Genomic DNA, 26533 nt, shown 5'->3' on the forward strand with positions numbered 1-26533 from the left:
ATGTTGTAATGCTATGATTCCTCTATGCTCAAGCAACTTTAAAACCAATTTGGCCATTGTGCATTGGCATGTAAGTCCAAGCCCATATCATAGCCGTGATTGTTGCCACATTAACCTGCGCGGTAAGCGCCAGATAAAAGCCATTAGAAACCAATGTTACCCCGTCCCGCTCCTTTGGCTTGATATAAAGCCTCATCCGCATGTTTAATTAATAAATTAATATCCTCTAAATTTGCTGAAATTGCACAGCCAATACTGCAGGTAACATGAATACTGCCCCCATTAAAGGAAATGGGGGCTCCTGCAACTTCGTCACAAATTTGCTGGCCTATTCTTAGGGCGTCATTTAATTCAATATTTGCTAACACGGCTAAAAACTCATCACCACCATAACGCCCTAATGCATCTTTTGGACGAAGAACAGCACGTATTTTTTCAACAATAATATTTAGAACCTCATCTCCAGCCGGGTGTCCATACGTGTCATTTACTTCTTTAAAACAGTCGATATCAATCATCAATATGGCAAGAAAGTTGTTTTGAATGTTTCTTAGCTCCATGGCCAAAATATCAAAAATGGCAGCTCGGTTCCAACTGTGGGTTAAAGGGTCAATACGACTCTTACGTTCAAGTTCTTCATTTTGTTGCGCCAATTTCACTTGCGCTTCAGATAGGGCATGAAAATTTAGCTCCTGCTCGACTAATGAGGCAAGATCTCGCAAAGTCTCTTGCTGCTTTAAGCTAAGCCGGCGTGGTTTATTATCACCAATACAAAATACGCCTATACGTTCACCTTCAAAATGAATGGGCACACCTGCATAAAAAACCCAGGTATCCGTATAGATACTATCAAAAAAACGAGGATCTTTACGTGCATCAAAAGTTACACAAATTTCCTCATCTAAAATGGTGTGATGGCAATAAGAGTCTTTTCTTACTCCCATGACAACACTTACTCCCTGAGCACTTTTCACCCATGCTACTTTTGCACCCAAAATATCAATTACAGCCAAGGGTACATTAAAAATCCGACGGGCAAGTCGCGTTATTTTATCAAAACGCTCCTCGGCAGGTGTACCTAGCATTTGCGATTTTTGAACAGCGGCAAGGCGTTGTTCCTCATTGGGCAAGTATGGAGCTTCAGGCATTCTTGCTTCTCTATTTAGTTAAAACAACAGGGGCGTAATATAGTACTAAATTATAGCAGAATTTTTGATTTATTTACGATTTTTCTATTTTATTAGTCTTTAGTAAGTTTTAAAAAAGCAAGCATACACCAAAATATTAAATGTGGTTAAGGGTAAGCCCAATTTAATAAACTCAAGAAAACCAAACCCCTTAATACCACGTTTTTCGCTATTTTGAATGATGATAATAGTACTAGCCGCCCCCAGAATAGATAAGTTACCACCAATCGTACTTCCTACTGCTAAAGTTAATAATTGCAGGTTTGAATGTTCCGCTTGCATCAACAGAGGTAAATAAAGCGCAACTAGAGGGACATTAGAAATAAATTGGCTCAAAAGAACACTAATTACTAAAATAGCCATTGGGCTGATTAATGACATATGGTAATGATGAATATTCGCTTGAAAAAAACCACTATTCCAAACACTTTGCATCAACACAAAAGTACTTGCAAAGAAAATTAATGTTCCCCAGTCAAGTTTTCTTAAAAAAAGCCATTTCTGTTTACTTAATAACAGAGGTATCGCGGAAATAAGTGCAATATAACTAAAATTTATCCTGAATCCTGTGTGGGCAAAATCCATTATTACTTTAGTCAAAACCAAACAAATCATCATAATTAAGCTTAATTTGACTAAAGCAACCGTCCGGAAATCGCGAATCGGCATAGGCATTGCTTTTTCAAGGGACTCCTCCAGCCGGTCTTTATACACAACATAAATAAGTAAATAGCAAATAATAAGATTTAAAATGGTTGGGATGGCCAGGGGCATAAAAAAATCAAGGAAGGGTGACATCATCTCTCCTTTTACCGCAATGAGTAAATTTTGCGGATTTCCCACAGGGCTTAAGGCACTACCAATGGTTACAGAAAATGCTAAAGCAAAGAGCAAGGGTTTAATTAAACTCTTATGTGATTTGCATAATTGCAGAATAATGGGCGTACCAATAATTGCAACGGTATCATTCATCAGTAAGGCGGCACTTGTTCCGAGTATAAAAACAACAATGAACAAGGCGTGTTTTCCAGTGCATGCGTGATAAAAAATATTATGCGTTAATTGCTCTAAATACCCACTTTCCTCAGCCGCTTGGGCGATAAAAAAAACGCCTAATAAATAAGCCATTACATCCGCCTCTATCGCCGCTATTGCCTGCACTGGGGTGATTTGTTGACATAAAAGCGCAGCAATAGCACCAAAGGCCATAATTGCCCAAATAGGAATAATTGTTCTCGCTACCCGGCGCAAAGCAATGGCAACAAGAGTAATAAAAAGAATAATGACTGCCACTGGCATTCTAGTTCCGCTATGTTTTTTAGTTGCTTTTATTATGAGTGAATCATTCAGGTTGTAAATAGACCCTATTTGCTTTAGCCCTAATGCTATCCTTTAATGTATATACATACCCTCATTATTTGAGCCTATCATGTCTAATTATCATGTTGAACGGATGAACCGTGATGAAGTGACACTGGCAGTAGATTGGGCAAGAGCAGAAGGATGGAATCCAGGCCTTCATGATGCTGAATGTTTTTATCAAACCGACCCACAAGGTTTTTTTGCAGGTAAGCTTAATAACCAAATCATAGCTGTTGGCTCAGCAGTTATTTATGATGAACATTTTGCCTTTTGTGGTTTTTATATTGTTGATGAAAAATACCGCGCACGAGGTTATGGCATGCAACTAACCGAGGCGAGGTTAGCCTATATCGGTAATCGCAATGCAGGAATTGATGGCGTTTTGGAAATGACGGATAATTATGAGCGTATTGGTTATCGTTTTGCTCACAATAATGCACGTTATGCTTTAGAAAACAGGCGCATCTCCGTTCATCCTCTAGAATATATTATTGATTTAAAAAATATTCCTTTTGAGCAGTTAGTTACGTATGATCGCCGACACTTCCCAGCCCCCAGAGCACGATTTCTCATAAATTGGATTAAACAAGATCAAGCTTTAGCTTTGGCTTATGTCAAAGAGGGACAATTGCAAGGTTATGGCGTTATCAGAAAATGTTTTAACGGTTATAAAATTGGACCTTTATTTGCAGATTCAGCGGCAATTGCAACACACTTGTTTGAACAGCTAGTAACTCATGCTCGGGGAGAAAGTGTATTTCTTGATATTCCTGAAAATAACCCCTTTGCGGTTGATTTAGTACAGCATTATGGGATGACCAAAGTATTTGCTACAGCACGAATGTATTTAAAGGGGGCTCCAAAATTATCTATTGAGGGTATTTATGGGATCACTTCCTTTGAATTAGGTTAGGAGAAAAATCCTCTCTCAGGACGGGAGGCTAACTTACGCTAATTTAAAGGCTGGGTAAATGAGGATAAATTTAGCCAGTAATCCATGCCAATCAAAACAAATTGACATCCCCTTTATTTATAGTCAAGATTCGTCATCGATTTAAGCCAACATCAGTCCTGGGAGCAATGGAGCAAGTGAACCCTTTAGCTAAAAATGTAAATTACTCTGTTGGCTTATTTATAAAATTTATTTTACTTCTCATTCTTATCAGCGTTTTTGTTCCTTTTGCTCCGAAAATGCCTGCCTCAACATTAGACTCATCTTGGGCTGTAGGCTTAAATCAAGCAGTTGTTCAGGGACTTGCTTTTGGCAAAGAAATTATCTTTACCCTAGGACCCTACTCATTTATTTATACAAAAACCTACCATCCAGCATTAGATGCATTAATGATAGGTGGGAGCCTGTATTTGGCACTCAGCTATTGGCTTTGTTTGCTTCTTTTAATGAAAGGATTTCGCGGGTCTTGGGCTTTAGCCTTTAGCTTTTTTCTGTTTATTATGGTTTACGCTCGAGACTCACTGCTTTTTTCCTATCCCCTGCTTGTTGGGCTTTTTTGTTATAAAAACTTGTCATCACCAAAACCATCCTTTTATTTTCCTTTTTGGTTGAGCTTATTTTTGGCCCCATTTGGATTAATGATTTTAGTCAAAGGCTCTTTATTATTGTTATGCGGCACTATAAGCAGTTTGTGCTGTTTATTTTTTATTAGTAACAAAAGAAGGATGTTGGCTTTAACTAGCTTGCTTGTGCCCTTTATTTCCATGCTGATATTTTGGGTTAGCATCGGACAACCTCTCATTAATTTACCTACTTATTTGAGTACCAGCATCTTGCTTGCTTCTGATTTTACTGAAGCAATGTCTGTAAACGGCAATAAAGATGAGATTATTTTATACTGCTTAAATGCCATTGTTCTTCTAGGCAGCATAGCTTGGCAAAAGAATGCTCGTGGAGTGAGTAAATTATTTTTATTCGGCATTTTCTTTGCCTTTTTGTTTATATCTTTTAAAGCCGGATTTGCTCGTCATTATGGGCATGCATTAATTCCGGGAACCTCCATTATGATGGCAACCTTGTTTTTGCCTTTATTGGTTAATAATACAAAACTGCTGATTACTTTATTCTGTGTTTCCCTGAATACTTGGTATGTAATTAATAACCACTACACCCGTTTATCAATTAGCGATAACTTTAAGTCGAATTATTCTTCTGCCTGGCATGGGCTTAAAAACCGGATAAGCAGTCCCAACTCCTTAGAGCAGGACTTTGCACTTTCAATGAGCTTCCTCAGCCAGCAAGCAGAATTTCCAATTTTTCAAGGCACTACGGATATCTACTCCTATAATCAATCCTATTTAATTGCCTCAAATAACCAATGGTCTCCTCGGCCCGTATTCCAAAGCTATTCGGTGTTTAACTCCATCTTAGCGGAAAAAAATAAACAGCACCTGCAAGGGGCTGTGCAGCCTGATAATATTATTTTTAAAATTGAGCCAATTGATGAACGTATTCCAGCCCTAGAAGATGGCAGGAGCTGGCCATTACTGCTAGCAAATTATCAACCTGTTGATTTAAAAAATGATTTTTTATACCTTCGTAAAAAGAAGGAGTCAGGCGCTAGAAAAGATGTGGCGACGTTAATAGCTAAGGAGCAGCATTTGTTAGGCGAATCCGTCACGGTTCCACGCGTAGAGGCACCAATCTATGTAGAACTTGAAATTAACCCTACACTTCTCGGTCGTATTGCAACTCTATTATTTAAATCCAGTCAGTTATACATGACGTTTACTTTGGAAAATGGCATCCAAAGACACTATCGCCTTGTTGCAAATATGGCAAAGGCAGGCTTTTTGTTATCGCCTTTGATTGAAAATACCACGGAATTCACTTTATTATATGTTAAAAACAGCTATCTAAATGAAAAAAATGTCGTTTCATTGACCTTGTCTACTGACGGTGACCTTATGTGGAAGCCTGCCTATGTAATTCATTTTAAGCAGTTAAATTATTAAGGCTATAATCAAATTAATACGAGCGACACAGGGATGATCATGCGCGATTTGATAGGTTATGGACCAGAAGGATTAAATTTCTATTGGCCAAATAATGCTAAAATAGCCATCAACTTTATTCTTAATTATGAGGAAGGCTCAGAGCTTAGCCCTGTTAATGGCGACACTTATGCAGAAACACAAGGAGCTGACTTCCCCTTTTCCCCTAAAGATGAGGGAATACGAAACCTCAGTATCGAATCGTTCTATGAATACGGAAGCCGTGTGGGCCTATGGCGATTACTTCGTCTTTTTGATGCGTATCAAATTCCTCTTACTTTTTTTGTTAGTGGGCAAGCATTGCTGTTAAATCCTTTATTGGCAATGTACTTGGCCCAAAATAATCATGAGGTTGCAGGTCATGGCTGGCGTTGGATTGATTACGCCCGAACATCTCGAGAAGTAGAAAAAGAACATATCATTTTGTGCATTGAAACCTTGGAAAAATTAACTGGGCAACGACCTAAGGGTTGGTATACTGGCAGGCGCAGTGAAAATACTCGGAGTTTACTTTTAGAAATTGGTGGATTTATTTATGATTCCGACAGTTATGCTGATGAACTCCCTTATTATCAAAATCAGCATTTAATAATTCCCTATTCTCTTGATTGTAATGATTTTAAGTTTACAACGAATTCGGGGTTGATTACTGCACAAACATTCTATGAGCAACTGGTAGCTAGCTTTAATTATCTTTATCAAGAAAAACGTCCAACAATTATGACTATAGGATTGCATCCAAGGCTCAGTGGCAGACCTGCTCGATGCGAAGCGGTTAAACAGTTTTTAAATTATTTGCTGCAATATGATGATATCTGGATAACTCAGCGCATTAAGATTGCTGAGTATTGGTTGAAGGAGTTTCCAGTCGCATAAGTTTGACGAGTTGAAGTTTAATCTAAAATTTTGAGATGAATTTTATTCTGTCATTGCGAACGTAGTGAAGCAACCCAGGAGTTCGAAGCACGGAGCCTGTTTGCTTCCTTCGTTTGCCAATGACGATATTATTGAATATAAAATTACTATCCATAGTTAATACTTGTCCTACCTAAGCCGTATAACGCACTGCTAAAGCAACCACATCTCCTGAGCCTTTATATTTTGCACTTACCTGATTCACCTCTTGTACTCTACTACTCTCTCCTAAAGCCACCTGAGTAGCATGCTGTCGTTGCTCATTCATGAAAATATGAGAGTAGGCTCCATCAAATGATAGGTATTTATTAACCACATAACTTAAACCAAAGTTTAGCAAAACGCGGCCTGCATCAGGAAAACGAGGATCGTTGTATCGATTGCTTGCTGGCGTTTCATCATAAGCAATACCTCCGCGAGCAACCCAAGATGGATTCACCCGATAATCAACGCCTAATGCCCCAAACCAAGCATCTCGCCATTTCATAGGCCCAACACTTAATTGATTAAATCCGTCTGGAGTCTCGATGTTAAAACGATTCATTCTACTCCAAAAGCTAACTTGTGCTGTAGCCTTAACGGTCCACTCATTAATGTCTCGTGCGGCACTCATAGTTAACATTGCTGGAGTTTTGAGATTTGTCGTAGCATACGATTCAACATTTGCCAAAAAGGTATCCGCAGGAGCCTGTACCAATAGCTCGCCTGGCAACATATATTGCTCAGCATATCCCATTTGGCGAGAAGAAATTTGAGAGCGATACCCAATTCCCAAGCGTGTTAATTGATTGGGTTGATATAAGGCACCCAACGTATAACCATAACCCCAATTATCCCCTTCAATATAAGAAGGTCTGGTTGCAGTTAAATAGGTATCAAGAGCAGGAGACGCTGTATAAATTCCATTAAAATTAGTGAATTCTGTTTTAAGGTATTGTGCTTGAAAACCAACGCCCAAAGACCACTGCTCATTTATTTGATAAGCAATTGACGGATTAATATTAACGGAATTAATCTCTGATTTAACCGCCGCAAATCGCAACACTGAATCGCGTGAATAATTATTCGACATGTAATAAGGTTCAAGAACAGCAACACCAACGCTAAATTTATTATCAAAAAAATGCCAACCAATATAACCATTAGGAATAAAAACCGATTTGTTTAAATTGTTTCTATGCGTATCGCCCGATACGGTGGTAGTAAAGCTACTCAGTGGAGTACCAGGTACATTAAAAGTATGTACCGCCTCCCCTCCGTCCATGCACATATTAGGGAAAATTTGACTGGCACCAACATAAGCTTGCAAACCATTTAATGTGGATAAGGTCGCCGGGTTACTAAACATTGCAGAAACATCATTTATTTGAACTGCAGAACCTGCCATAGCCGTTCCTTGCAGACTGGTGCTTGTCTCGTTTAATTGAAAACCTGCTGCATGTGCACTTACTCCAAATACGGATGGAATCATTACAGTAACGGCTACAAGTTTCTTTTTTAATAAACGTGGCTTAATTAACATAAACTCCCTCTTAGTTATATATATTAAGAGCTAATGAAAGGAATCTACGCCATCCTAGGAAGATTACAATGAAGGATCTCCTGAATAATGCCAGTGTTGAATGCATTATTCAGGAGATCCTTCATTGCGTTTGGGATGACGTTCTACCCTTAAGTTGACGGCCGTCTATAGAAATTAAATATAATTAAATAACGACAAATTTTGCAGCCGAACAAAACTTTCTTGTGCTGCTTGCAAATTAACAAGCTCTTGGTTGAACTCAGTTGCGACATCAACAGGATTAATATCCGTTAAGGTCTTTAAAATTTCCTTACTCATATCAATTAGATCTTGATTTGAATCTGATGAACTGGAAACTTGATTCATCCGAGAACCAAGACTGGCAAGCATATTAGTAAAATTCGTCAACGCACTATCAATTTGGGCTAATATTTGGTTATTCTCCGTTACTGCAGCAGCCTTTTCAGCCGCTGTAGCAAAGGGCCTACCTAAATTGCTAATCATTGATTGAATCGTTTCAAAAATAGACGTATTCATTGCAGGAGCAATGGCGAAAGCGTCACCTGGTGCTGGCATACCAGATACTTCCACTGTCATGCCATTAAAACTAACAGACATTCCTGCTTGATACAAAGGCGCATCATCAGGTATGCCTGATGGAGGAATCACATTACCCGTTGCAGCCCCAGTCACCATGACAACCAACTCACCGGCGGAATTTTGCACAAAGTTAATTGTATAGTTATCAGGAATATATGCAGCCTGATTCGTTACCGAACCTGTACTTGCTGAGGCGGTACCTGTATTGGGTGTTGCTGTTTCACTCACGGTAAAACTACCATTTCCCCCAGGTATATTCATGAAGATCTCATTGCCGGGATCATTAATTGCTATCTGCAAGCTACCGGAAATAACCTGATAACGCGTAGTGCTATCACCATTATAAACATATTGGCCTGCGTCATTTAAAGAAAAGGGTTCCGTAGAGGTTTGGCCACCGGCAAAAAGGTAATTGCCATTATTATCTTTAGTGTTTCCAAATGCTTGCAGTTGCGTCAATATGCCGCTCACTTCAACAGAATAAGCTTCGCGTTGAACATCCGATAAAGTGCCATTTCCAGCCAATACCTGGATATCCCGTAAACGTTGTAAGTTACTGACACAATTTGATAATACGGATTCTTCTAAACCCAATGCGTTTTGCGCATTAATGCAATTCGCTTGTAATAGTTCAGTAGTACTCACACGCTGATTCAACCATTGAATTTGGGCATAAGAAATGGGATCATCCGAGGCGTATTGAACCTTAACTCCTGTTGCAAGCATTTCTTGCAACTTTGTTACTCGCATTTGCTGAGTTAATAAGCTACTTAATCCAGTCTGGTACACCTGATTTGTTGAAATACGCATTTATCACCCCATCATCTCGAACAACACATGCATCATTTGATTAGAAACTTCAACTAATTTTCCCGCAGCTGCATAAGCCTGCTCAAGCCTCAATAAATTTGCGGCTTCTTCGTCCAAGTTCACCCCGCTTTTACTTTCTTGAAAATAAAGCGCTTGTTTGTACAACACATCAAAAGCATCATAGCGTGTTTTTGATTGACGCGTTTGACTACCAACATTGGAAAGCAAATCTGAATAACAATCAAAAAGAGACTCATTGCCACCATCAAATAACTGGGCTTGTTGAAGGCCAGCTAACAATAAACCATTGGTATTGTCACCAAAACCACCTTGGTTATATTCCGCAGTAAACGTATCACCCGCATTAGGCATTCCAGATAAAATAACTGAATACGATGGGTTTGTTGCATCGGGAATTTGTACCACGTTGTCTGAATTTGGAGTAAAAGGTAAGGGACCAGCCACGGTAGTTCCTGTAGTTACATCAACTACATTAAATTCAGTAGGTGAGGTGAAATTAATCGCATATTGGTCCGATACCCCAGAGGTATTAAACACGGTACCTAAAGCAATTTTTCCAACCCCGGTATTACTGGTACCGACAGAGGTTCTAACCGGAGATGCTAAAGCCATTAAATTGGGATCACTCACCAAGAGTTCTAAATCTCTCGCAGCGCCACGTGTTGGAATTAATGAATACGAATCATTATTAACTAATTTACTTATGTCATCGACAGTAATTGTCATGCCGTCAACTTCAATTTGTCCTGCAGGAGGAGCTGGTGGATTACTTGACCAATTGAGCGTCATGCTCGTACCATCAGACTGACGAATGACACGCACTTCATTTGTGCCAGTATCATTAACGACTAACTGATAATCACTCAATTTCATCTGCGACAAATCAGAAATAGCCACGGATAATACACCAGTACCTGCATTATCTGTAGCAGAAATAGCACGTTTTAGCTGCGCCGCACTGCTGTTAAAATCAGTAAAATAGTCTTGCCCAATTTGGTTGTAAAGATCCATACCTAATTTGTTTTGAGCGTTGAATGTTTGGGCTAAACCAATCGCCATAAGTCCTACTGTTTGGCTCGTTTGCGCAATGATATTGCTTTCATAGCTCATTAGGCCGCCTAAAGTTCCAGTAGTTAATTCCGCAGAAATATCTAACTGTCCTGCTCCGCTGCCTAATAACACTCGCGTACCTAAGGTATTTAAAGGATCAAATTGTACGGAGAGCGTTCTTTGATTTGGACCCACGACCAACATTTCTCCAGTTCCAATCCCAACGTTTACCGTACCATTATTTTGCACAATAACCGTTAAATCAGAGTATTCAGCCAGCTCTTTAAGTAATTGATCACGCTGATCTAAAAGTTGGGGTGAGGTAGGATTGCCCATGATTTCTTCATTAAATGAAACCAAATCTGCGCCTATTTGATTAATTCGATTGGCAATCATGCTGATTTGAGCGGTAGTATTTTCTTGAATTTGATCCAAGTTTGACTGCAAGAAATTAAATTGCTGCACCAATAACTGGCTCTGGCTTAAAGCAACGCCTCTTGAAGCCGCGCTATCGGGCGCGTTGTTTAACTGATTAAAGGCATCAAAAAATGATTGCATTGCAGCAGAAATGCTACTGCCATTTTGAGAGATTAACTGGTCAATTTGACTGGCTTGGTTATAAAAAGTTTCATATTGGCTACGAGTGCTTAAAGCCGCTCTCATTTGAGTATTGGCAAATTGATCGGCATTACGATAGATGGAGGTAATAGAAACCCCTGTCCCCACATAAACGCCACCATAACGCTCAGACAGCGCATCGGTTAACAAGATGCTTTGTTTGGAATAACCCGGTGTTCTTTGATTTGCTATATTATTAGCGGTTACATCCAACGCATATTGGAAGGCATTTAAGCCTGAATATGCGATACTCAAAATCGACATAACTGTTCACTCCCTGACCTATTATTTCGTTAGCATTTATTATGCTTTTCTTAGCTTACCACAATAATTCTAATATTATCATAGTTTTATTAAACCTGAGCCGATAAATCACAACGCTGGATAGCCTGATTCAATTCATCACCATGGTAAATAGATAAAATTTTTGTACTGTATTCCGGATCCGTCGCATAACCTGCTTTATGTAATTCCCGCACATAATTTTCAGGGTTAGCTGCACTCGCTAAAGCACCTTGATAACGCCCATCTTGTTGGATCAATGAAATATAATCATCAAAACCTTGCTCAATTGAGGAATATTTCCTAAACGATGCACTCATTTTAATAGGTGTATCGGCAATGTATTCCGTTGTTTTAACATTAACCGAATCATAGCTACTATTAGCGCCGGACTTGATATTAAATAAGTTATTGCTGCTAGTACCATCAGCATCTTTCGCAATAAATTTACCCCAGCCCGTTTCTAAAGCTGCTTGAGCTATTAAAATCTTTGGATCCAGGCCGATAAGAGCAGCCGCTTCTTTGGCTTTAGGCCAAATGGATTGCACAAAATCATCTACTGTAGGTGCTGGTTTATTCGCATCGCTACTAACTGGCTGTTTAGAGGTTACACCCTGCATAGCAGAAGCTGCCGTAGGCATCATTGGTGGGGTTGCGTTGGTGGCTTGTGCTGGCGTATTCGTAACTTCCCCTAATTGCCGAGTAAGCATCGTTGCAACACCAATGCCTCTTGACCCAGCAATATTGCTAGCATATTGTGCGTCTAGCATGTCTTCAAAAGTTTCGCGATTTTTTCCTCTGAAAGGACTGGAATCATCAAGAAAATGTTGTCCCATACGCATGCTTTTTAGCATGGACTGTATGAAAATTCCTTCAAATTGTCTGGCCACTTCAGGGGCAGCTCCTTTGGCATCAGTAACTGCCTTCGCTTTTAAATCAGCCAAAGCTGAAAAATCACTGGTTGCAATGCCATGTAACATAATAACTATCCTTTTCAATTAACCTAAATTCTAGCTCAAAAAAAAGCAAATGGTATCTTCTCGCGCGGCATTGTTGCGTTGGTTCCTCACAAAACAATACTTAGCCGAACTATTTATCATCAATCCCCAAAGCGAGACCCCATCCTCAATGCGCACCAAGCATATACAAGAAATAGAGCCCGCCTATACAGGCACTATTTCCTCCTCTATCTTATATCACGATCAAGGTTGCATTCAATGCGCCCGCTTGCTGTAAGGCTTCAAGTATGGCAATTACATCCGCCGGTGTTGCCCCTACCGCGTTAATACCTCGAACGATATCCTTAAGTGTGGTCCCTTTAGGTAATACAAAAGCATGATTATTTTTTTGCGCAATATTTACTTGAGATTGTTGTCTAACCACGGTTCTACCACCTGCAAATGCATTCGGCTGACTAATTACTGGCGTTTCAGTAACGCTTAACACGAGATTACCATGGGATACTGCGGCTGATTTAACAATTACATTTGAGGAAATAACTACAGTACCTGTACGTGAATTAATAATAATTTTCGCCATTGGCTCTGCAGGCTTAAATTCGATGTTTTCAATAACAGAGACATAATCAACTCGTTGTGACATTTTAACCGGGGCAGTGACCACAACAGATGTTGCATCCAAAGCCTTAGCAGTTCCTGGGCCTAATTGCTGATTAATTGCATCTGACATACTTTTAGCCGTAGTAAAATCAGGGCTATGTAAGTTATATGTAAGATTTTTAGTAAAGTAAAAGGGGTTAGGAATATCAGCTTCAATGGTCGCCCCGTTAGGGATTCGCCCGCCACTTGGAACGTTAACTGTTACACTGGAACCATCACTTCCCGAGGCACTAATACCTGAAACGATGATATTTCCCTGAGAGATTGCATAAATACGACCATCAGCTCCTTTTAGAGGAGTCATCAATAAAGTGCCACCTAACAAACTTTTAGAGTCCCCTATTGAAGAAATATTAACATCCAAAGTCTGCCCTTTTTTCATAAATGAGGACAAACTGGCTGTGACCATAACCGCTGCCATATTTTTCGAATTAAGTTTGGTGCCGGGTCGAATATTTACACCCAGTTGCGTGAGCATGTTTGCAAAACTATCTTCGGTATAACGTGTGCCATTTTTATCACCCGTACCATTTAAACCAACAACCAGACCATAACCGATTAATTGGTTCGTACGCACACCAGCCAGCGTTGCCAAATCTTTGATTCGTTCCGCATAAACCTGATTTAACAGCAGATTTACCGCGAACAGGCATGTAACCATCAGCACTCGCCGCATTACTGTTCCTTTCATTATTAATATCCAAATTCCAATGCCACTCAAGCAGGGGGGATTGATTAGGTTGAGCTCGAAAGCTCAACCCCAATACTACAATTAGGTTGGGAATAAGGGTCCCCACATAATTCGGGCCAACCATCCTTGAGCATTCGTATTATTAACCTGTCCTGTACCACCATAAGAGATTCGAGCATTTGCAACACGATCGGAGGTAATCGAGTTATCCCCTTTAATATCTTGTGGTCGAACGATACCAGATAGGCGAACATACTCTTCACCCTGGTTGATTTTGACCCACTTCTCCCCTTGAACCACTAAATTACCATTAGCTAAAACCTTAGCAACAGTTACAGAGATGTTGCCAGCCAACTGATTATTTTGTACTGCTTGTGCTGAACCATTAAACTGACGTTGGTTATTTAAGTTGAAGTCCATACTATAACCGCCCCCAAGAGAAATAGGACGTCCCAGAAATGCCTTATTGATTACCGTATTGGTATCATTTTTCATTTGCTGTAAGGTCGCATTCTTGGTCGCATTTGTATTTTCCACTAACAGCACTGTCAAAATATCCCCTTCATGCCGCGCCCGATTAGTCTCAAATAGTGGTAATGCCGTTTCAGGATCATAAATAGCCCCTGTTTGCCTTCGCAACTGTTTGGGATCGGGTGATGCAGGATAAGTAGGTGCATAGTCCGGGTTTTTTCCAGCCACAGGCGGATTCAAAACCTCACATCCGCCTAAGAAAAGTGCAATCCAACCCACTGTTAAAAAGTTAAATAATTTCATTGATCAAGTCTTCTTAAACAGTCTGATTTAAATATTGCAACATGTTATCTACGGTTTGCATGCCTTTCGCAGTAATCTCATAGCTACGTTGAGCCTGGATCATATTGACTAGCTCTTCAACAACATTCACGTTTGATGCTTCCAGATTATTTTGCAATAAAGTACCTAGACCATTATTTCCCGGATTATCAAGTATTGGGTTTCCACTTGAAGGGGTTTCAATGAATAGGTTTTGACCTATAGGCTGAAGTCCTGCTGGGTTCATGAAGTTAGTAAGCTGTATCGTGCCAAGATTCGTTGGTGTCGTGGAACCAGCAACTGTAGCACTAACAACCCCATCCTGGCTTATTGTAACTCCTAATGTTTGAGCAGGTAGCGTAATTGCAGGCTGTAATAAATAACCGTGGCTATCAACAATCTGCCCTGTACTATCAATGGTAAATGCTCCGTTACGAGTGTAAGCCTGAGTACCATCTGGCATTAAGATAGTAAAGAAACCCTGTCCTTGAATCGCCAGATCATAGGCGTTATTCGTGTTCTGAATGCTTCCTTGTTGAAACATTTTTTGGGTAGAAACTAAATGTACCCCTGTTCCAGTATTAATACCCGTTGGAACAATAGAATTTTCTGAAGATTGAGCTCCGGCCTGGCTTGTAGTTTGATAGAGCAAATCCTCAAATTGAGGTCTGTCACGTTTAAAACCAGTAGTGTTCACGTTAGCCAAGTTGTTAGCAATTGTACCAATAGTTTGTTCCTGAGCTTCCAAGCCCGATTTGCTCACCCATAATGCTGGTTGCATTTAAATCTCCTACATTTATTCAAAAATATTCCACAACACTCAAGATTAAAACTTAATTAATCGGCTAATATTTGGGTTAGTTTTTGTGCATTATCCCCTACTGTCGATAATATATTCATCTGTGTTTCAAAATCTCGTCCGGCACTAATCATTGCAACCATCTGCTCTACAGCTTGAACGTTTGAGCCCTCAAGTGCCCCACTAGTCATCTTTAATGTATTATCAACAGGAGCAACTCCCCCATTATTAAGTTGAAATAAACCATCAGCATTTTTAGAAATATTGGAGGTATCTAAAGAAACCATTTTTATTCGGTCTACAGTGGTAGCAGCTTGAGGCCCGTTTCCTGTAGGTACAATAGTGATTGTGCCATCCGTACCAATAGTAATATTTGATGCGGGAGGAATAGAAATCGGACCACCATTACCAATTACCTGTTTACCAGATGCTGTAACTAAGAAGCCATTTGCATCAATATTAAGACTTCCAGCTTTGGTATAAGCTTCTTTCCCGTTACTACCGCGTACAGCCAGCCACCCTTTGCCATTAACTGCTACGTCCAAAGTGCGCCCAGTTGTAATAATAGGTCCTGGAGTAAAATCAGCAGCATTAGGATTTTGTACCGTAAATGATTGACCGTAATTACTACTGCCCTGTGCACCTTGGACATAGAGTGTTTGAGCTTGATATAAATCAGCTCTAAAACCAGTAGTACCCACATTTGCTAAATTGTTTGCAATCACCTCTTGGCGGGCAAAATTTCCACGCCCGCCATTTGCAGCATTATACAAAATAGGATCCATTAATTAGCTCCTTAACGCATATTGATAATCGTTTGCGTAATTGCATCACCAGCGCGAATTGTTTGTGCATTCGCCTGGAAATCGCGTTGAGCACCAATCAAATTGACTAGTTCACTTGTTAAGTCCACATTCGACTCTTCTAAGCTCCCCGAACGGATATCACCAAAACTACCGGTTGTTCCAATACCAATTAATGGCTGTCCTGAGGCTGCGGTGGCAGACCAACATACATTTCCTATATTTTGTAAACCTTGAGGATCTGCAAAGTTAGCTAATTGAATTTGGCCCATAGCTAAAGTTTGGCCATTAGAATAACTTCCAGAAACGGTACCATCAGCAGAAACTTGTAAGCCTGCTAAATTACCTGTTGTATATCCATTTGTGCTCGCTGATTGCACGGCAAATGGGCTTCCAAATTGGGTACAGCTTGATAAATCAACCTGTAAACTTAGTGGATTAGCACCATTAGTTAATGTCATTGATAAAGGAATCAAGTTATTGGCGATTGGAGTTCCTGTATTGTCTTGTACTAATGAAAATGTACCATCAGAATTAAAATTAACAGCAAATAAGTTCGAACTGTTACCTGGTGTTGTAATTGCCGGAACATCCTGATTATCGATCTGGAAAGCTACATACCATTGGTTTTGAGTTCCTGGAGGCGAAGCTGCATCTGGGCTGCCTGCAGCAGCGGCTGCATCCGCTTTTATAAAATACATACTCAATACATGTGAATTACCTAAACTATCATAAATCGTCATTGAGGTTGTATTGTTATAAGTATCACTCACAGGTAAAGCACCCCCTGCCCAATCGGCTGCTGGTGGCGTGCTGCCCGAATTCAAATTAAGTCCCGCGGTTACTGTGGTACTGGCTTGTGGACTCAAATTTGCCTGGTTCACTTGGATTTTACCGGTTGCTCCGGTGATTTTTCCTGTGGAATCCGCCAAGTAGCCTGTAAGGTATTGACCCGTTGCGTTAGTAATATAATTTTGATTATCAAGACCAAATTGTCCTGCACGTGTATATACGGTGGACCCTTGGTCATTCAAAATAAAAAAGCCATTACCGCTAATAGCAAGATCAAGAGTATTATTGGTATTGGTAATAGTTCCATTAGTAAACATTTGCTGAACTTGGGTCAACATTACGCCACCACCAACGGTCGTACTGCCTCCTGAATTATAACCACCAAAAGAATAAATATCCCCAAAATTAGCGCGTGAATTTTTAAAACCTACTGTTGAAGAGTTCGCAATGTTATTACCAATTACATCCAAATGGCTTGACGCCGCGTGCAGTCCGCTTATCCCAGTATCAAAAATCATTTTTGTCTCCGTCCTATACTGTTATTTGTTTTACCTGGTCTAATGAAACTGCTCCGACCCCAGCTACATTAAGTTTTAAACCATCCCCGTTTTGGCCAAGGCTTACGCTATCAACGTTTGCAGAGGTCATTGTCCTAAATGCAACTTCTTTGCCCATATACTTAGCATGCACAGCTACTTTGTATTTCCCCTCCGGTACACGGTTTCCATCCTGCCCTATGCCATCCCAAGCGAATTGATAAAATCCTGGTGCTTGTGGACCTAAGGGTATTGTTTTTATCAGCTCGCCAGACGCGCCGTAAATAAAGGCATTGATATCGCTGACACCGGGAGGAATATCAATAGCCGTTTTCACATCGCCTTCTTTATCTAATTTAAGGCTATCGCTATTGACTAAAACTTTGCGCCCTACGAGAGCAGAAGCCTGTAATGCTTGATTAGATTGCAATGAGTTTGCCATTTGCTGCATGGACTCTTGCATTTTATTGACGCCATCATTTGTGCTAAATTGCGCGAGTTGTGACAAAAATTCACCATTTACTTGTGGCTGCATTGGATCTTGGTTTTGAATTTGGGCGACCATTAACCGTAAAAAATCCTGTTGCCCCAAATTTTGGGGAGCCATTTGGCCTGTGGACATCTGAGCCCCACCATTTACTCCATTTATCGAATTTGTTGTCATTCCTTTTCCCCTTACTCACCTAATTGCAAAGTGCGTTGCATTAATTGCTTTGCTTGATTAACTAATTGAAGATTCATTTGATAAGATTTCGCAGCTGAAATAACGTTAGCCATTTCTTCTGCGTAATTCACGTTTGGCGAATAAACATAACCATTCTTATCTGCTATAGGATTATGCGGTTGATAATGCTTAATAGGCTCAGCGTTACTAACATAGTTTCCCTTTAGTTGCACACCAGCTTTTATTTGATCACCAATCCATTGATTTGCACCTTCTTGTATTGCTTTGAATACAGGGTATTGTACGCGATAGACATCATCAACATTACCTGTCTCTACGTTGGCATTACTTAAATTTGAGGTACTGCTAGTTAAACGTGCGGTTTCAGCAGTTAGCGCTGAACCTGCAATATCAAAAATTGAACCGATTGACATCCTTACTCCCCTTTCAATGCAAGCATCATTGTTTTAATTTTGTTGTTCAGAAAATTTAAACTTGCCTGATAATTCAGAGAGTTACGAGCAAATTCCATGGTTTCTAAATCTTTATCAACAGTATTTCCATCTAAAGCAGTTTGTGCAGTAACGCGAAACTTCACATTTGCCGCAAGATCACCATTCTTAGTAATGTGGTTGGCGGAAGTAACAGCCATTTGCTGTGCACTTGCTGCCATCTGCTCTGCGAGGAAATTATTAAAATCAACGTCCTGAGCTTTGAAATTTGGTGTATTGGCATTAGCCAGGTTATTGGCTAATAGTGAGGCTCTCTGATCTCGTCCAATTAAGGCTTTGGCGTGAATACCAAAATAAGAGTCAAGATTTCGTGACATACATACTCCCTTGTAACTTTACATCCCTCAGCACAAACATTGTGCCAATTCTAAATAAATGAGAAAATAACCCGTCGCAGCAAATCAACGATCCTCGAAGATTACATGCAACATCTAGCAATAGTCGATCTAATATAAATTTGAGTACTCGCCATGTCAAATACTTATGAACTTCCTGTGGATGCGATTGAACAAGTAAAAGCTTATCTTTTGCAATTACAAAACACTATTTGTACTGTTATTGAAGACCTCGATGGTCATTCGCGGTTTATTGAAGACGCCTGGAAACGACCGGCTGGTGGCGGCGGTATTACGCGTGTATTGACTCAAGGTAAGGTTTTTGCAAAAGCTGGGATTAATTTTTCTCATGTTTCCGGAGAACATCTTCCCCCGTCAGCCAGTGCACATCGACCAGAATTAGCAGGTAGAAAATTTAGCGCATTAGGTGTCTCACTAGTGATTCACCCAGATAATCCTTATATTCCCACCTCTCACGCAAATGTTCGTTTTTTTATTGCTGAAAAGGAAGGTTCTCCTCCGGTTTGGTGGTTTGGTGGCGGATTTGACTTAACGCCTTATTATGGGTTTGCCGAAGACTGTCAACACTGGCATCAAACCGCATTAAACGCCTGCCAACCTTTTGGTGAGGGCATTTATCCTCGTTTTAAAAAATGGTGTGATGAGTATTTCTTTATAAAACATCGTAATGAGGCGCGCGGTATTGGTGGCTTGTTCTTTGATGATTACAATGAAATTAGCTTTGAACACAGTTTTGCCTTAATGCAAAGCATTGGGAATCACTACATCAAAGCTTACGCCCCCATTGTATCTCGGCGCAAAGAGCATCCTTTTGGAGCGCAAGAAAAGGCCTTTCAAAATTATCGTCGTGGGCGTTATGTAGAGTTCAATTTAGTGTACGACCGCGGTACTTTATTCGGTTTGCAATCAGGAGGTAGAACTGAATCGATTTTGATGTCGCTTCCACCTGATGTTTCCTGGGCATATAACTGGCAGCCGGAAGCAAATAGCCCGGAGGCTAAACTCTATAGTGATTACCTTCCGCCTCGGGATTGGATAAATATTTAAACGTCTATACATTGCGAGTACAGTAACCTAGAACCATATTAGCAAGGTTACGCTCGCAATAATGAGAGACATAAACCCGTTACAAAAAAAACCATCCGCTGCATTGTGTCTTCATTAACGGGATTAAGTTATCTCAATTTTCGGAACACGCTTTAAAAACATCCAAGCAAAAAATGCGGCAATAATATTTAATAAGCTTACTACTAAAAAAATTTGGGGAATAGCAGCGCTAAAATGCAGCAATAGCATAACCATTAATGAGCCTAAAACCATAAATAATGCGTTATAAATATTATTTGCAGCGATTACACGCGCCCTATTTTCTGGCGCGCTAGCAACCTGCAGGTAAGTATATAATGGCACCACAAATAAGCCAGCACTAAAGGCTAAAAGGAATAAATCAAGAGCAATGCGCCAGTGAGTTTTGTTAGAAAAAAATGATGTAAATGTTAATAAGGATTCATGCTCTTGGATGTTGGACGAAGCCCAATAAAGATCCGCAGTAAAGCACGTAAAAGCAAACATAGCCCAAGGGACTAAAGCCAGAGCAATACGACCGCGAAAAATAACATTAACACTGACAGACCCTATAGCTATTCCCAGAGAAAATAACGCTAAAAACAGTGCAAAGACCGTGTTACTAGCCCCTAAAACATAATGGGTATAATCAGGGAGCTTAGTTAATATAACTGTTCCCAAAAACCAAAACCAAGAAAGAATTAAAGTAGCTACTAAAATACCAAAATGCTCGGTCGCCTGTTTTATAAATCGATATGTTGCACGCCAAAATTGAATATCAATTTTGAGATTGGATGAAGTCGCTGGGGCACTAGGAATAAACAAAGACGATAATAGACCTAATAAAGCGACGAGAATCGTCATAAAAATAGCAATGTACGGTGTAGAGCCTTTAATACCTATAGCTAAGCTCCCTAAAGTAGTTCCCAAAAGAATAGCAATAAAGGTACTTGCATCAACAAGCCCAGTTGCCCCCAACAAATCTTTTTTAGGGAGATGATCAGGTAAAATAGCGTATTTTATAGGGCCAAAAAATGTCGAATGAGTTCCCATTCCCGCCAAGGTAAACATCATCCAAAAAATATTGCCGAAATATAAAGAAAAACTGCCGATAATCATTAAAAATACTTCAACGATTTTAATGATCCGGATGATTTTTGTTTTATCATATTTATCTGCGATTTGCCCCGAGATGGCAGAAAGTAAAAAGAATGGCAATATAAATAAAGCACCTGCTAGAGCTTGGTAATATTCTGATGGCGCCTGAGAATCTGTTAAATAATAGCTAATCATGGTAAGCATTGCTAATTTGAATGCATTATCATTAAAGGCACCTAAAAACTGAGTAAAGAAAAAAGGCAAAAACCGCCGTTCCTTTAAAAGGTAAATAACCCCTAACCCCATAAGGCATCCCTCTGTGCTACAAGTAAAAGTGGCTAAGAATAATCATGTCTTAGAGGAAAGTAAATGATTTGATCATTCGTTTAATGAGCGTTTGATAAAAAACAAAGATGAAATACCATCCTCCAATTTACCAACAGGATGCATATTGATAAAAGGCAAAAGCGAAAGGACGACCCTAATTTAGGATAACAACCCCAACATTAAACCCGAACCTCCGCCTATGCTGAAAAATTGCTCGGCGATAGCTAATGATGTACTCGGTTTTTTACTTACTCTGCTTCAGTAATTAATGCAACGTCTTGAGCTTTTAAGCCTTTAGGTCCTTTATCAAGAACAAAGGTTACCGGATCATTTTCGTGCAAAGTTTTAAAACCCACACCTTGTATATCTTTATAATGTACAAAAATGTCATCGCCTTGCTGATTAATAATAAATCCAAATCCTTTTTTTTCATTAAACCATTTTACATGGCCTGTCTCTCTCTGTGACATTAGTATCCCCTTTGTCTTTAAACTTTTTACTTATTTATGCCTATTGTCACGCAAGCTCAAGTGGTAAAAAGTTAACTCACTAAAGAGAACTGCGTTATAATAAACATTTACTCTGTACTTGGAATTTCATACAGCTAGATTAGCATAACAGTTTTTTATGTATTGTTAAGATTTTTTTATTAAATTCAATATAATTAACCTCTTTTTGTGCTATTGGAAAAACATTATGAATCATACGAAATCATCTTTTATAAAATTAGCGCTGAATTGCCAAGTATTAAAATTTGGTGAATTTATTTTAAAGTCTGGCCGAAAAAGTCCGTACTTTTTTAATGCAGGATTGTTTTACCAAGGCAGGGCACTTCACCAACTTGGTAAATTTTATGCACAGACCTTACTGGACCATCAGGCTGATTTCGACCACTTGTTCGGACCTGCTTACAAAGGATTACCTTTAGCAACAACAACGGCCGTTGCTCTGTCTGAGTTAGGCAAAGAAACGACCGTGACCTTTAATCGTAAAGAAGTCAAAGATCATGGGGAAGGAGGCCAATTAATTGGGGCCCCATTAACAGGCAATACCATTATTGTGGATGATGTGATCACCGCGGGAACCGCTTTTCGTGAGTCACAAAAACTAATTAAAGAATATGGCGGCAATCTCACAGGCGTAATTATTGCACTGGACCGCTGCGAGCGAGGACAAACTCATGAATCCACCCTCTCTGAAATTAAAGCTGAGGGAATTAATGTTTATTCTATTATTAACCTTTTTGATTTAATTGATTATTTAAAAGCAACCAATGAATTGGAACAAGTAAAAAAATTAGAAGAATATCAACAAGTTTATGGTTGCTAAATACTTGACTATCCTTTTTTAAATTAATCTGGTTGTTTGCAGCTAATGGACTGTAACTCGTATTAGCAAGCCAGGGCTTCGAACCCGTATCACGCTTTCGCTAATACGGGTTACAGGTCAGATACATACCCCAAAACCGATTTACCATTCTCCTTTATATATTTCTATTGACAGCTTTCTGTTTCTCCACTAACATCGTAACAATGTTACACTACGTTAATACGTTATCATGAAAACACAAACTACCGTAAAGCATTCTGCTCTTCCTGATTTAATGCATGCAATTAGCTTGCTGGAAAATAAAGAAGAAGCCCTGCAATTTTTTACCGATCTATGCACTCCTGCTGAATTAGAGGCAATGGCTGATCGTTGGCAGGTAGTCCCTCTTCTGCGACAAGGTATTCCCTATCGCACCATACATGAACAAACCGGAGTCAGTGTTACAACAATTACGCGAGTGGCACGCTGTTTAAGTTTTGGCACTGGCGGTTATGAATTAATCGCAAATCGGACGGGAGAGTTATGAAAAATCGTTTACGTTTAGCATTACAAAAAAAGGGGCGTTTATCGGAGGAATCGCTAAATTTATTACAACGCTGTGGCTTAAAGTTTCGTATCAAGCCTAACGCCTTACTCACCCATGTAGATAATTTTCCTATTGATTTGTTATTCGTCCGTGATGATGACATTCCCACCCTGGTTTTTGATGGACTTTGTGATGGCGGAATTGTAGGGGAAAATGTCTTATTTGAATCCTCACTGGCTAATCCAGATAAATCATTTAAAACCACTGCAAAATTGGGAAGTTGTACCTGCCGCCTCTCCCTCGCGGTCCCTGAAGCCTTTGATTATCAAGGCCCAGGCAGTTTAGATGGTAAAAGAATCGCAACCAGTTACCCCAACTTACTGAATCAGTATTTACAAGAACGAAAAATTTGTGCCGAAACCCTGTTTTTGTCAGGCTCAATTGAAGTAGCACCACGAATGGGCATGGCCGATGCCATTTGCGATTTGGTTTCCAGTGGCCAAACTCTAGAGGACAATAAGCTTTATGAAGTAGATACTCTCCTCCAAAGCCAGGCCGTGTTAATTCAAAGCGAACTCGATTGCCCGTCCCAATTTCAAGAGCTATTTGACATGCTGGCCCGTCGCATTCAATCCGTACAACAAGCCCAAGAACGCAAATACATCGTTTTTCATGCACCTAAGTCTGCTCTTGAGCGCATCGCTGAAAAACTACCCGGTGCTGAGTCACCGACTATCCTATCCTTACCAGGCCGGCAAGATAAGGTAGCAGTACATGTGGTGTCCAGTGAGCGGGTGTTTTGGAATACCCTGGAAACCATCCAAGAATTAGGAGCCAGTTCCATTCTGGTTTTACCAATAGAAAAAATGTTGGAGTAATAATGATGCTAGCAATTAAAAATTGGCAATCGCTTTCTGATACGGAAAAAAAATCCGTTCTGGCTCGCCCCTCACAAACTTCAGCAACTAAAAATGGGGTATTAGACATCATTAAACAGGTGCAGGCTTTCGGTGATAAAGCTCTATTTGAGTTAACACAAAAATTTGATGGGATTGCATTAAAAACACTTCAGGTGCCTTCGGAGCAAATTTGCAATGCGCGCATAAGCCAATCCGCTTTATATGCAATAAATACAGCCATTGAAACTCTGACTCGTTACCACCAGTCACTTTTACCAGAAAGCAAAAGCATGAGTACAGCCAATGGGGTAAACATCCAAACTGTTTACCGCCCTATTCAGCGTGTTGGCTTATATGTACCTGGAGGCAATAAAACACCGTTAATTTCTTCCTTATTAATGCAAGCCATACCTGCATTAGTTGCGGGATGTCCAATTAAAGTATTTTGCACGCCTCCTGATGCTAACGGCAGCATCAATGAGCACTTATTAGTTGCGGCTCGTTTATGCGGTATTGATACTATTTATACCTTAGGTGGCGCCCAGGCGATTGCGGCGATGGCTTATGGGACAGAAAGTATTCTCAAGGTAGATAAGCTCTTTGGCCCGGGGAACAGCTACGTAACTGAAGCAAAAACATTAGTTGCTAATGATCCTGCAGGAGCGGCAATTGACATGCCCGCAGGTCCCTCAGAAGTAATGATTAGTGCAGATGATAAAGCAAATCCAGCCTTTATTGCCGCCGATTTATTAGCTCAGGCAGAACACGGCATTGATTCACAAGTCATTTTACTTTGTGAGAGTGAGCTTCTAGCTCAACAAGTTAATCAACAGTTGGAAGTACAACTTAAGACTCTAACACGTACACAAATTATTAATGAATCATTAGCCAATAGCCGTATTATTTTATGCAAACAACAAGATGAGCAACTGGAAATTATCAATAATTATGCGCCAGAACACTTAATTATTAACCGCCAGGATGCGGAAGCATGGGTAGATCAAATTACTGCCGCAGGTACCGTGTTCCTAGGCCCTTGGGCCGCAGAAACCCTAGGTGACTATGTGACAGGTTCCAATCACGTTTTACCCACAAATGGTTTTGCGCGAAATCATAATGGGCTTAGCACTACAGATTTTTTAACTCGTTTTAGCGTGCAATCTATTGACCAAGAAGGAATTAAAAGTTTAGGAGCAGCAGCAATTACGCTAGCACAAATTGAAGGGTTAAGCGCTCACGCAAATGCGGTAGAAATTAGACTTAATTCTCTGGAGGTTTAAAATGTCCATACTTAATTTAATACGACCTGAACTCTTGGAAATCCCTACCTACATTGCGGGTTCCGAGGAAATAAAAAATAGATTGCACGCTAATGAGTTGCCTTGGTCAGCAATCAATGCAGATTCTATTGATTTGAATTTTTATCCGGAAAAAGAATACAAAATACAATTGCAAAAACAATTAGCACAACGATATCAAATAGAACCAGACCAATTAGTATTAACGCGGGGCTCTGATGATGGCATTGATTTACTTGTGCGACTATTTTTAAAGGCGGGACGCGATGCATTCATGCAATTCCCACCAACTTTTTCTATGTATGAGTTTTACGTGCAATTGCAACAAGCCCAAATCATACAATGCCCTCTCGATCTAAATACTGGTTTTGCTTTGGACCTCGGGCAAGTCAAACGCTGTTGGCAAGAAAATTGCAAAATAATTATGCTGTGTAGTCCTAATAACCCTACTGCTAATGCCATTGATTTAGAGCTTATTGCCAGCCTGTGCCACCAATACAAAAACCGCTCGGTCATTGTGGTGGATGAAGCGTATATCGAGTTTGCTGATCGTCAAAGTGCAACATCTTTAATCTCGCAATTTGATAATTTGATTGTACTGCGCACCCTATCTAAGGCATATGGTTTAGCAGCTTTACGCCTGGGAATTGTAATTGCCCAGTCGCAGGTTATTCAAGCCTTAAATAAAATTATGGCGCCTTATCCTTTATCCAGCGTGGTCATGCGCTTAGCACAGCAAGCGCTTAGCAATGATGCCTGGTTTATGACCGCAATCGAGCGTATTAAAAAAGCACGTTTGAAACTTAGTACTGATTTAGCGGCAAACTCACTTATTGAAAAGGTTTACCCATCAGAAACCAATTTCATTCTGGTGAAAACAGCCTACGCCAAAGAATTAGTTAATTGGCTAAGTCAACAAGGCATCACCATTAGAGGCTTTGCTGCCAATTCAGCCCTATCTGATCACCTACGCATTACCGTAGGTGATGAGCAACAAAATCTGCTCGTCATGGCTGCTTTATCTTCATTCAAAAATAGAATTTCGGGGTTGTAA

The 26533-nt window shown here is 40.0% G+C and carries 25 protein-coding genes; 9 read left to right on the forward strand and 16 right to left on the reverse strand.

Annotation, left to right across the window (positions count from 1 at the left end; all coding sequences use genetic code 11):
• Positions 1-143 precede the first annotated feature (143 nt).
• Both BN3124_RS14275 and BN3124_RS14280 read right to left on the reverse strand, forming a co-directional pair.
• On the reverse strand, positions 144-1148 hold the full coding sequence (locus tag BN3124_RS14275) for a GGDEF domain-containing protein (protein ID WP_058535443.1): 1005 nt from the start codon (positions 1146-1148) through the stop codon (positions 144-146).
• A 99-nt stretch (positions 1149-1247) separates the two neighbouring features.
• Complete coding sequence (locus BN3124_RS14280) at positions 1248-2486, reverse strand: anion transporter (RefSeq protein WP_058535444.1); 1239 nt, start codon at positions 2484-2486, stop codon at positions 1248-1250.
• Between the two features lie 130 nt (positions 2487-2616).
• Between BN3124_RS14280 and BN3124_RS14285 the strand changes: the two genes are divergently transcribed.
• The 3 genes from BN3124_RS14285 to BN3124_RS14295 all read left to right on the forward strand — a co-directional run bounded on the left by BN3124_RS14285 (position 2617) and on the right by BN3124_RS14295 (position 6431).
• Positions 2617-3462 (forward strand): GNAT family N-acetyltransferase, encoded by an 846-nt coding sequence (locus tag BN3124_RS14285; protein WP_058535445.1) that lies wholly within the window; start codon positions 2617-2619, stop codon positions 3460-3462.
• A gap of 167 nt (positions 3463-3629) precedes the next feature.
• The gene (locus BN3124_RS14290; protein ID WP_058535446.1) at positions 3630-5516 is read left to right on the forward strand and encodes a hypothetical protein; all 1887 of its coding nucleotides are present in this window, start codon (positions 3630-3632) and stop codon (positions 5514-5516) included.
• A 36-nt stretch (positions 5517-5552) separates the two neighbouring features.
• A complete protein-coding gene (locus BN3124_RS14295) occupies positions 5553-6431 on the forward strand; it encodes a polysaccharide deacetylase family protein (RefSeq protein WP_230849165.1) in 879 nt (292 codons plus the stop codon).
• A gap of 172 nt (positions 6432-6603) precedes the next feature.
• Here the strand turns inward: BN3124_RS14295 and BN3124_RS14300 are convergent, their stop codons facing one another.
• From BN3124_RS14300 to flgB, 12 genes are all read right to left on the reverse strand, one after another.
• Entirely contained in the window at positions 6604-7992 is a 1389-nt protein-coding gene (locus tag BN3124_RS14300; protein WP_058535448.1) for an OmpP1/FadL family transporter, read from the reverse strand.
• 174 nt (positions 7993-8166) lie between these two features.
• Positions 8167-9402: a flagellar hook-associated protein FlgL gene (flgL, locus tag BN3124_RS14305; protein ID WP_058535449.1), complete on the reverse strand. Its 1236-nt coding sequence runs from the start codon at positions 9400-9402 to the stop codon at positions 8167-8169.
• Between the two features lie 3 nt (positions 9403-9405).
• Entirely contained in the window at positions 9406-11355 is a 1950-nt protein-coding gene (gene flgK / locus BN3124_RS14310; protein WP_058535450.1) for a flagellar hook-associated protein FlgK, read from the reverse strand.
• Positions 11356-11444: 89 nt separating this feature from the next.
• Positions 11445-12353 (reverse strand): flagellar assembly peptidoglycan hydrolase FlgJ, encoded by a 909-nt coding sequence (gene flgJ, locus BN3124_RS14315; protein ID WP_407927391.1) that lies wholly within the window; start codon positions 12351-12353, stop codon positions 11445-11447.
• 211 nt (positions 12354-12564) lie between these two features.
• Positions 12565-13668 (reverse strand): flagellar basal body P-ring protein FlgI, encoded by a 1104-nt coding sequence (locus BN3124_RS14320; RefSeq protein ID WP_058535451.1) that lies wholly within the window; start codon positions 13666-13668, stop codon positions 12565-12567.
• 96 nt (positions 13669-13764) lie between these two features.
• Positions 13765-14457, reverse strand: coding sequence for a flagellar basal body L-ring protein FlgH (locus BN3124_RS14325; protein ID WP_058535452.1), 693 nt, complete (start codon positions 14455-14457; stop codon positions 13765-13767).
• Positions 14458-14470: 13 nt separating this feature from the next.
• Entirely contained in the window at positions 14471-15256 is a 786-nt protein-coding gene (flgG, locus tag BN3124_RS14330) for a flagellar basal-body rod protein FlgG (protein ID WP_058535453.1), read from the reverse strand.
• A 56-nt stretch (positions 15257-15312) separates the two neighbouring features.
• Positions 15313-16059 carry a flagellar basal-body rod protein FlgF gene (gene flgF, locus BN3124_RS14335; RefSeq protein WP_058535454.1) on the reverse strand — a complete coding sequence of 249 codons (747 nt, stop codon included), beginning with the start codon at positions 16057-16059 and terminating at the stop codon, positions 15313-15315.
• Positions 16060-16070: 11 nt separating this feature from the next.
• Positions 16071-17387: a flagellar hook protein FlgE gene (gene flgE, locus BN3124_RS14340; RefSeq protein ID WP_058535455.1), complete on the reverse strand. Its 1317-nt coding sequence runs from the start codon at positions 17385-17387 to the stop codon at positions 16071-16073.
• A gap of 13 nt (positions 17388-17400) precedes the next feature.
• Positions 17401-18069, reverse strand: coding sequence for a flagellar hook assembly protein FlgD (locus BN3124_RS14345; RefSeq protein WP_058535456.1), 669 nt, complete (start codon positions 18067-18069; stop codon positions 17401-17403).
• An 11-nt stretch (positions 18070-18080) separates the two neighbouring features.
• On the reverse strand, positions 18081-18503 hold the full coding sequence (gene flgC / locus BN3124_RS14350) for a flagellar basal body rod protein FlgC (protein ID WP_058535457.1): 423 nt from the start codon (positions 18501-18503) through the stop codon (positions 18081-18083).
• 2 nt (positions 18504-18505) lie between these two features.
• On the reverse strand, positions 18506-18898 hold the full coding sequence (flgB, locus tag BN3124_RS14355; RefSeq protein ID WP_058535458.1) for a flagellar basal body rod protein FlgB: 393 nt from the start codon (positions 18896-18898) through the stop codon (positions 18506-18508).
• 153 nt (positions 18899-19051) lie between these two features.
• Between flgB and hemF the strand changes: the two genes are divergently transcribed.
• Positions 19052-19984 (forward strand): oxygen-dependent coproporphyrinogen oxidase, encoded by a 933-nt coding sequence (gene hemF / locus BN3124_RS14360; protein WP_058535459.1) that lies wholly within the window; start codon positions 19052-19054, stop codon positions 19982-19984.
• Positions 19985-20107: 123 nt separating this feature from the next.
• Here hemF and BN3124_RS14365 read toward each other — a convergent pair whose 3' ends face one another.
• Both BN3124_RS14365 and BN3124_RS14370 read right to left on the reverse strand, forming a co-directional pair.
• Complete coding sequence (locus BN3124_RS14365; RefSeq protein WP_058535460.1) at positions 20108-21406, reverse strand: MFS transporter; 1299 nt, start codon at positions 21404-21406, stop codon at positions 20108-20110.
• Between the two features lie 269 nt (positions 21407-21675).
• Positions 21676-21897, reverse strand: a complete 222-nt coding sequence (locus BN3124_RS14370) for a cold-shock protein (RefSeq protein ID WP_058535461.1) — start codon at positions 21895-21897, stop codon at positions 21676-21678.
• A 226-nt stretch (positions 21898-22123) separates the two neighbouring features.
• Between BN3124_RS14370 and pyrE the strand changes: the two genes are divergently transcribed.
• From pyrE to hisC, 5 genes are all read left to right on the forward strand, one after another.
• Positions 22124-22756 (forward strand): orotate phosphoribosyltransferase, encoded by a 633-nt coding sequence (pyrE, locus tag BN3124_RS14375; RefSeq protein ID WP_058535462.1) that lies wholly within the window; start codon positions 22124-22126, stop codon positions 22754-22756.
• 229 nt (positions 22757-22985) lie between these two features.
• Positions 22986-23282, forward strand: coding sequence for a YerC/YecD family TrpR-related protein (locus BN3124_RS14380; protein WP_058535463.1), 297 nt, complete (start codon positions 22986-22988; stop codon positions 23280-23282).
• Entirely contained in the window at positions 23279-24160 is an 882-nt protein-coding gene (gene hisG, locus BN3124_RS14385; RefSeq protein ID WP_058535464.1) for an ATP phosphoribosyltransferase, read from the forward strand. The genes BN3124_RS14380 and hisG overlap by 4 nt, the downstream gene beginning before the upstream one ends.
• 5 nt (positions 24161-24165) lie before the next feature.
• The gene (hisD, locus tag BN3124_RS14390; protein ID WP_058535917.1) at positions 24166-25461 is read left to right on the forward strand and encodes a histidinol dehydrogenase; all 1296 of its coding nucleotides are present in this window, start codon (positions 24166-24168) and stop codon (positions 25459-25461) included.
• Between the two features lies 1 nt (position 25462).
• A complete protein-coding gene (gene hisC, locus BN3124_RS14395; protein WP_058535465.1) occupies positions 25463-26533 on the forward strand; it encodes a histidinol-phosphate transaminase in 1071 nt (356 codons plus the stop codon).

This window comes from Legionella saoudiensis (assembly GCF_001465875.1).
Taxonomy (GTDB): Bacteria; Pseudomonadota; Gammaproteobacteria; order Legionellales; family Legionellaceae; genus Legionella; species Legionella saoudiensis.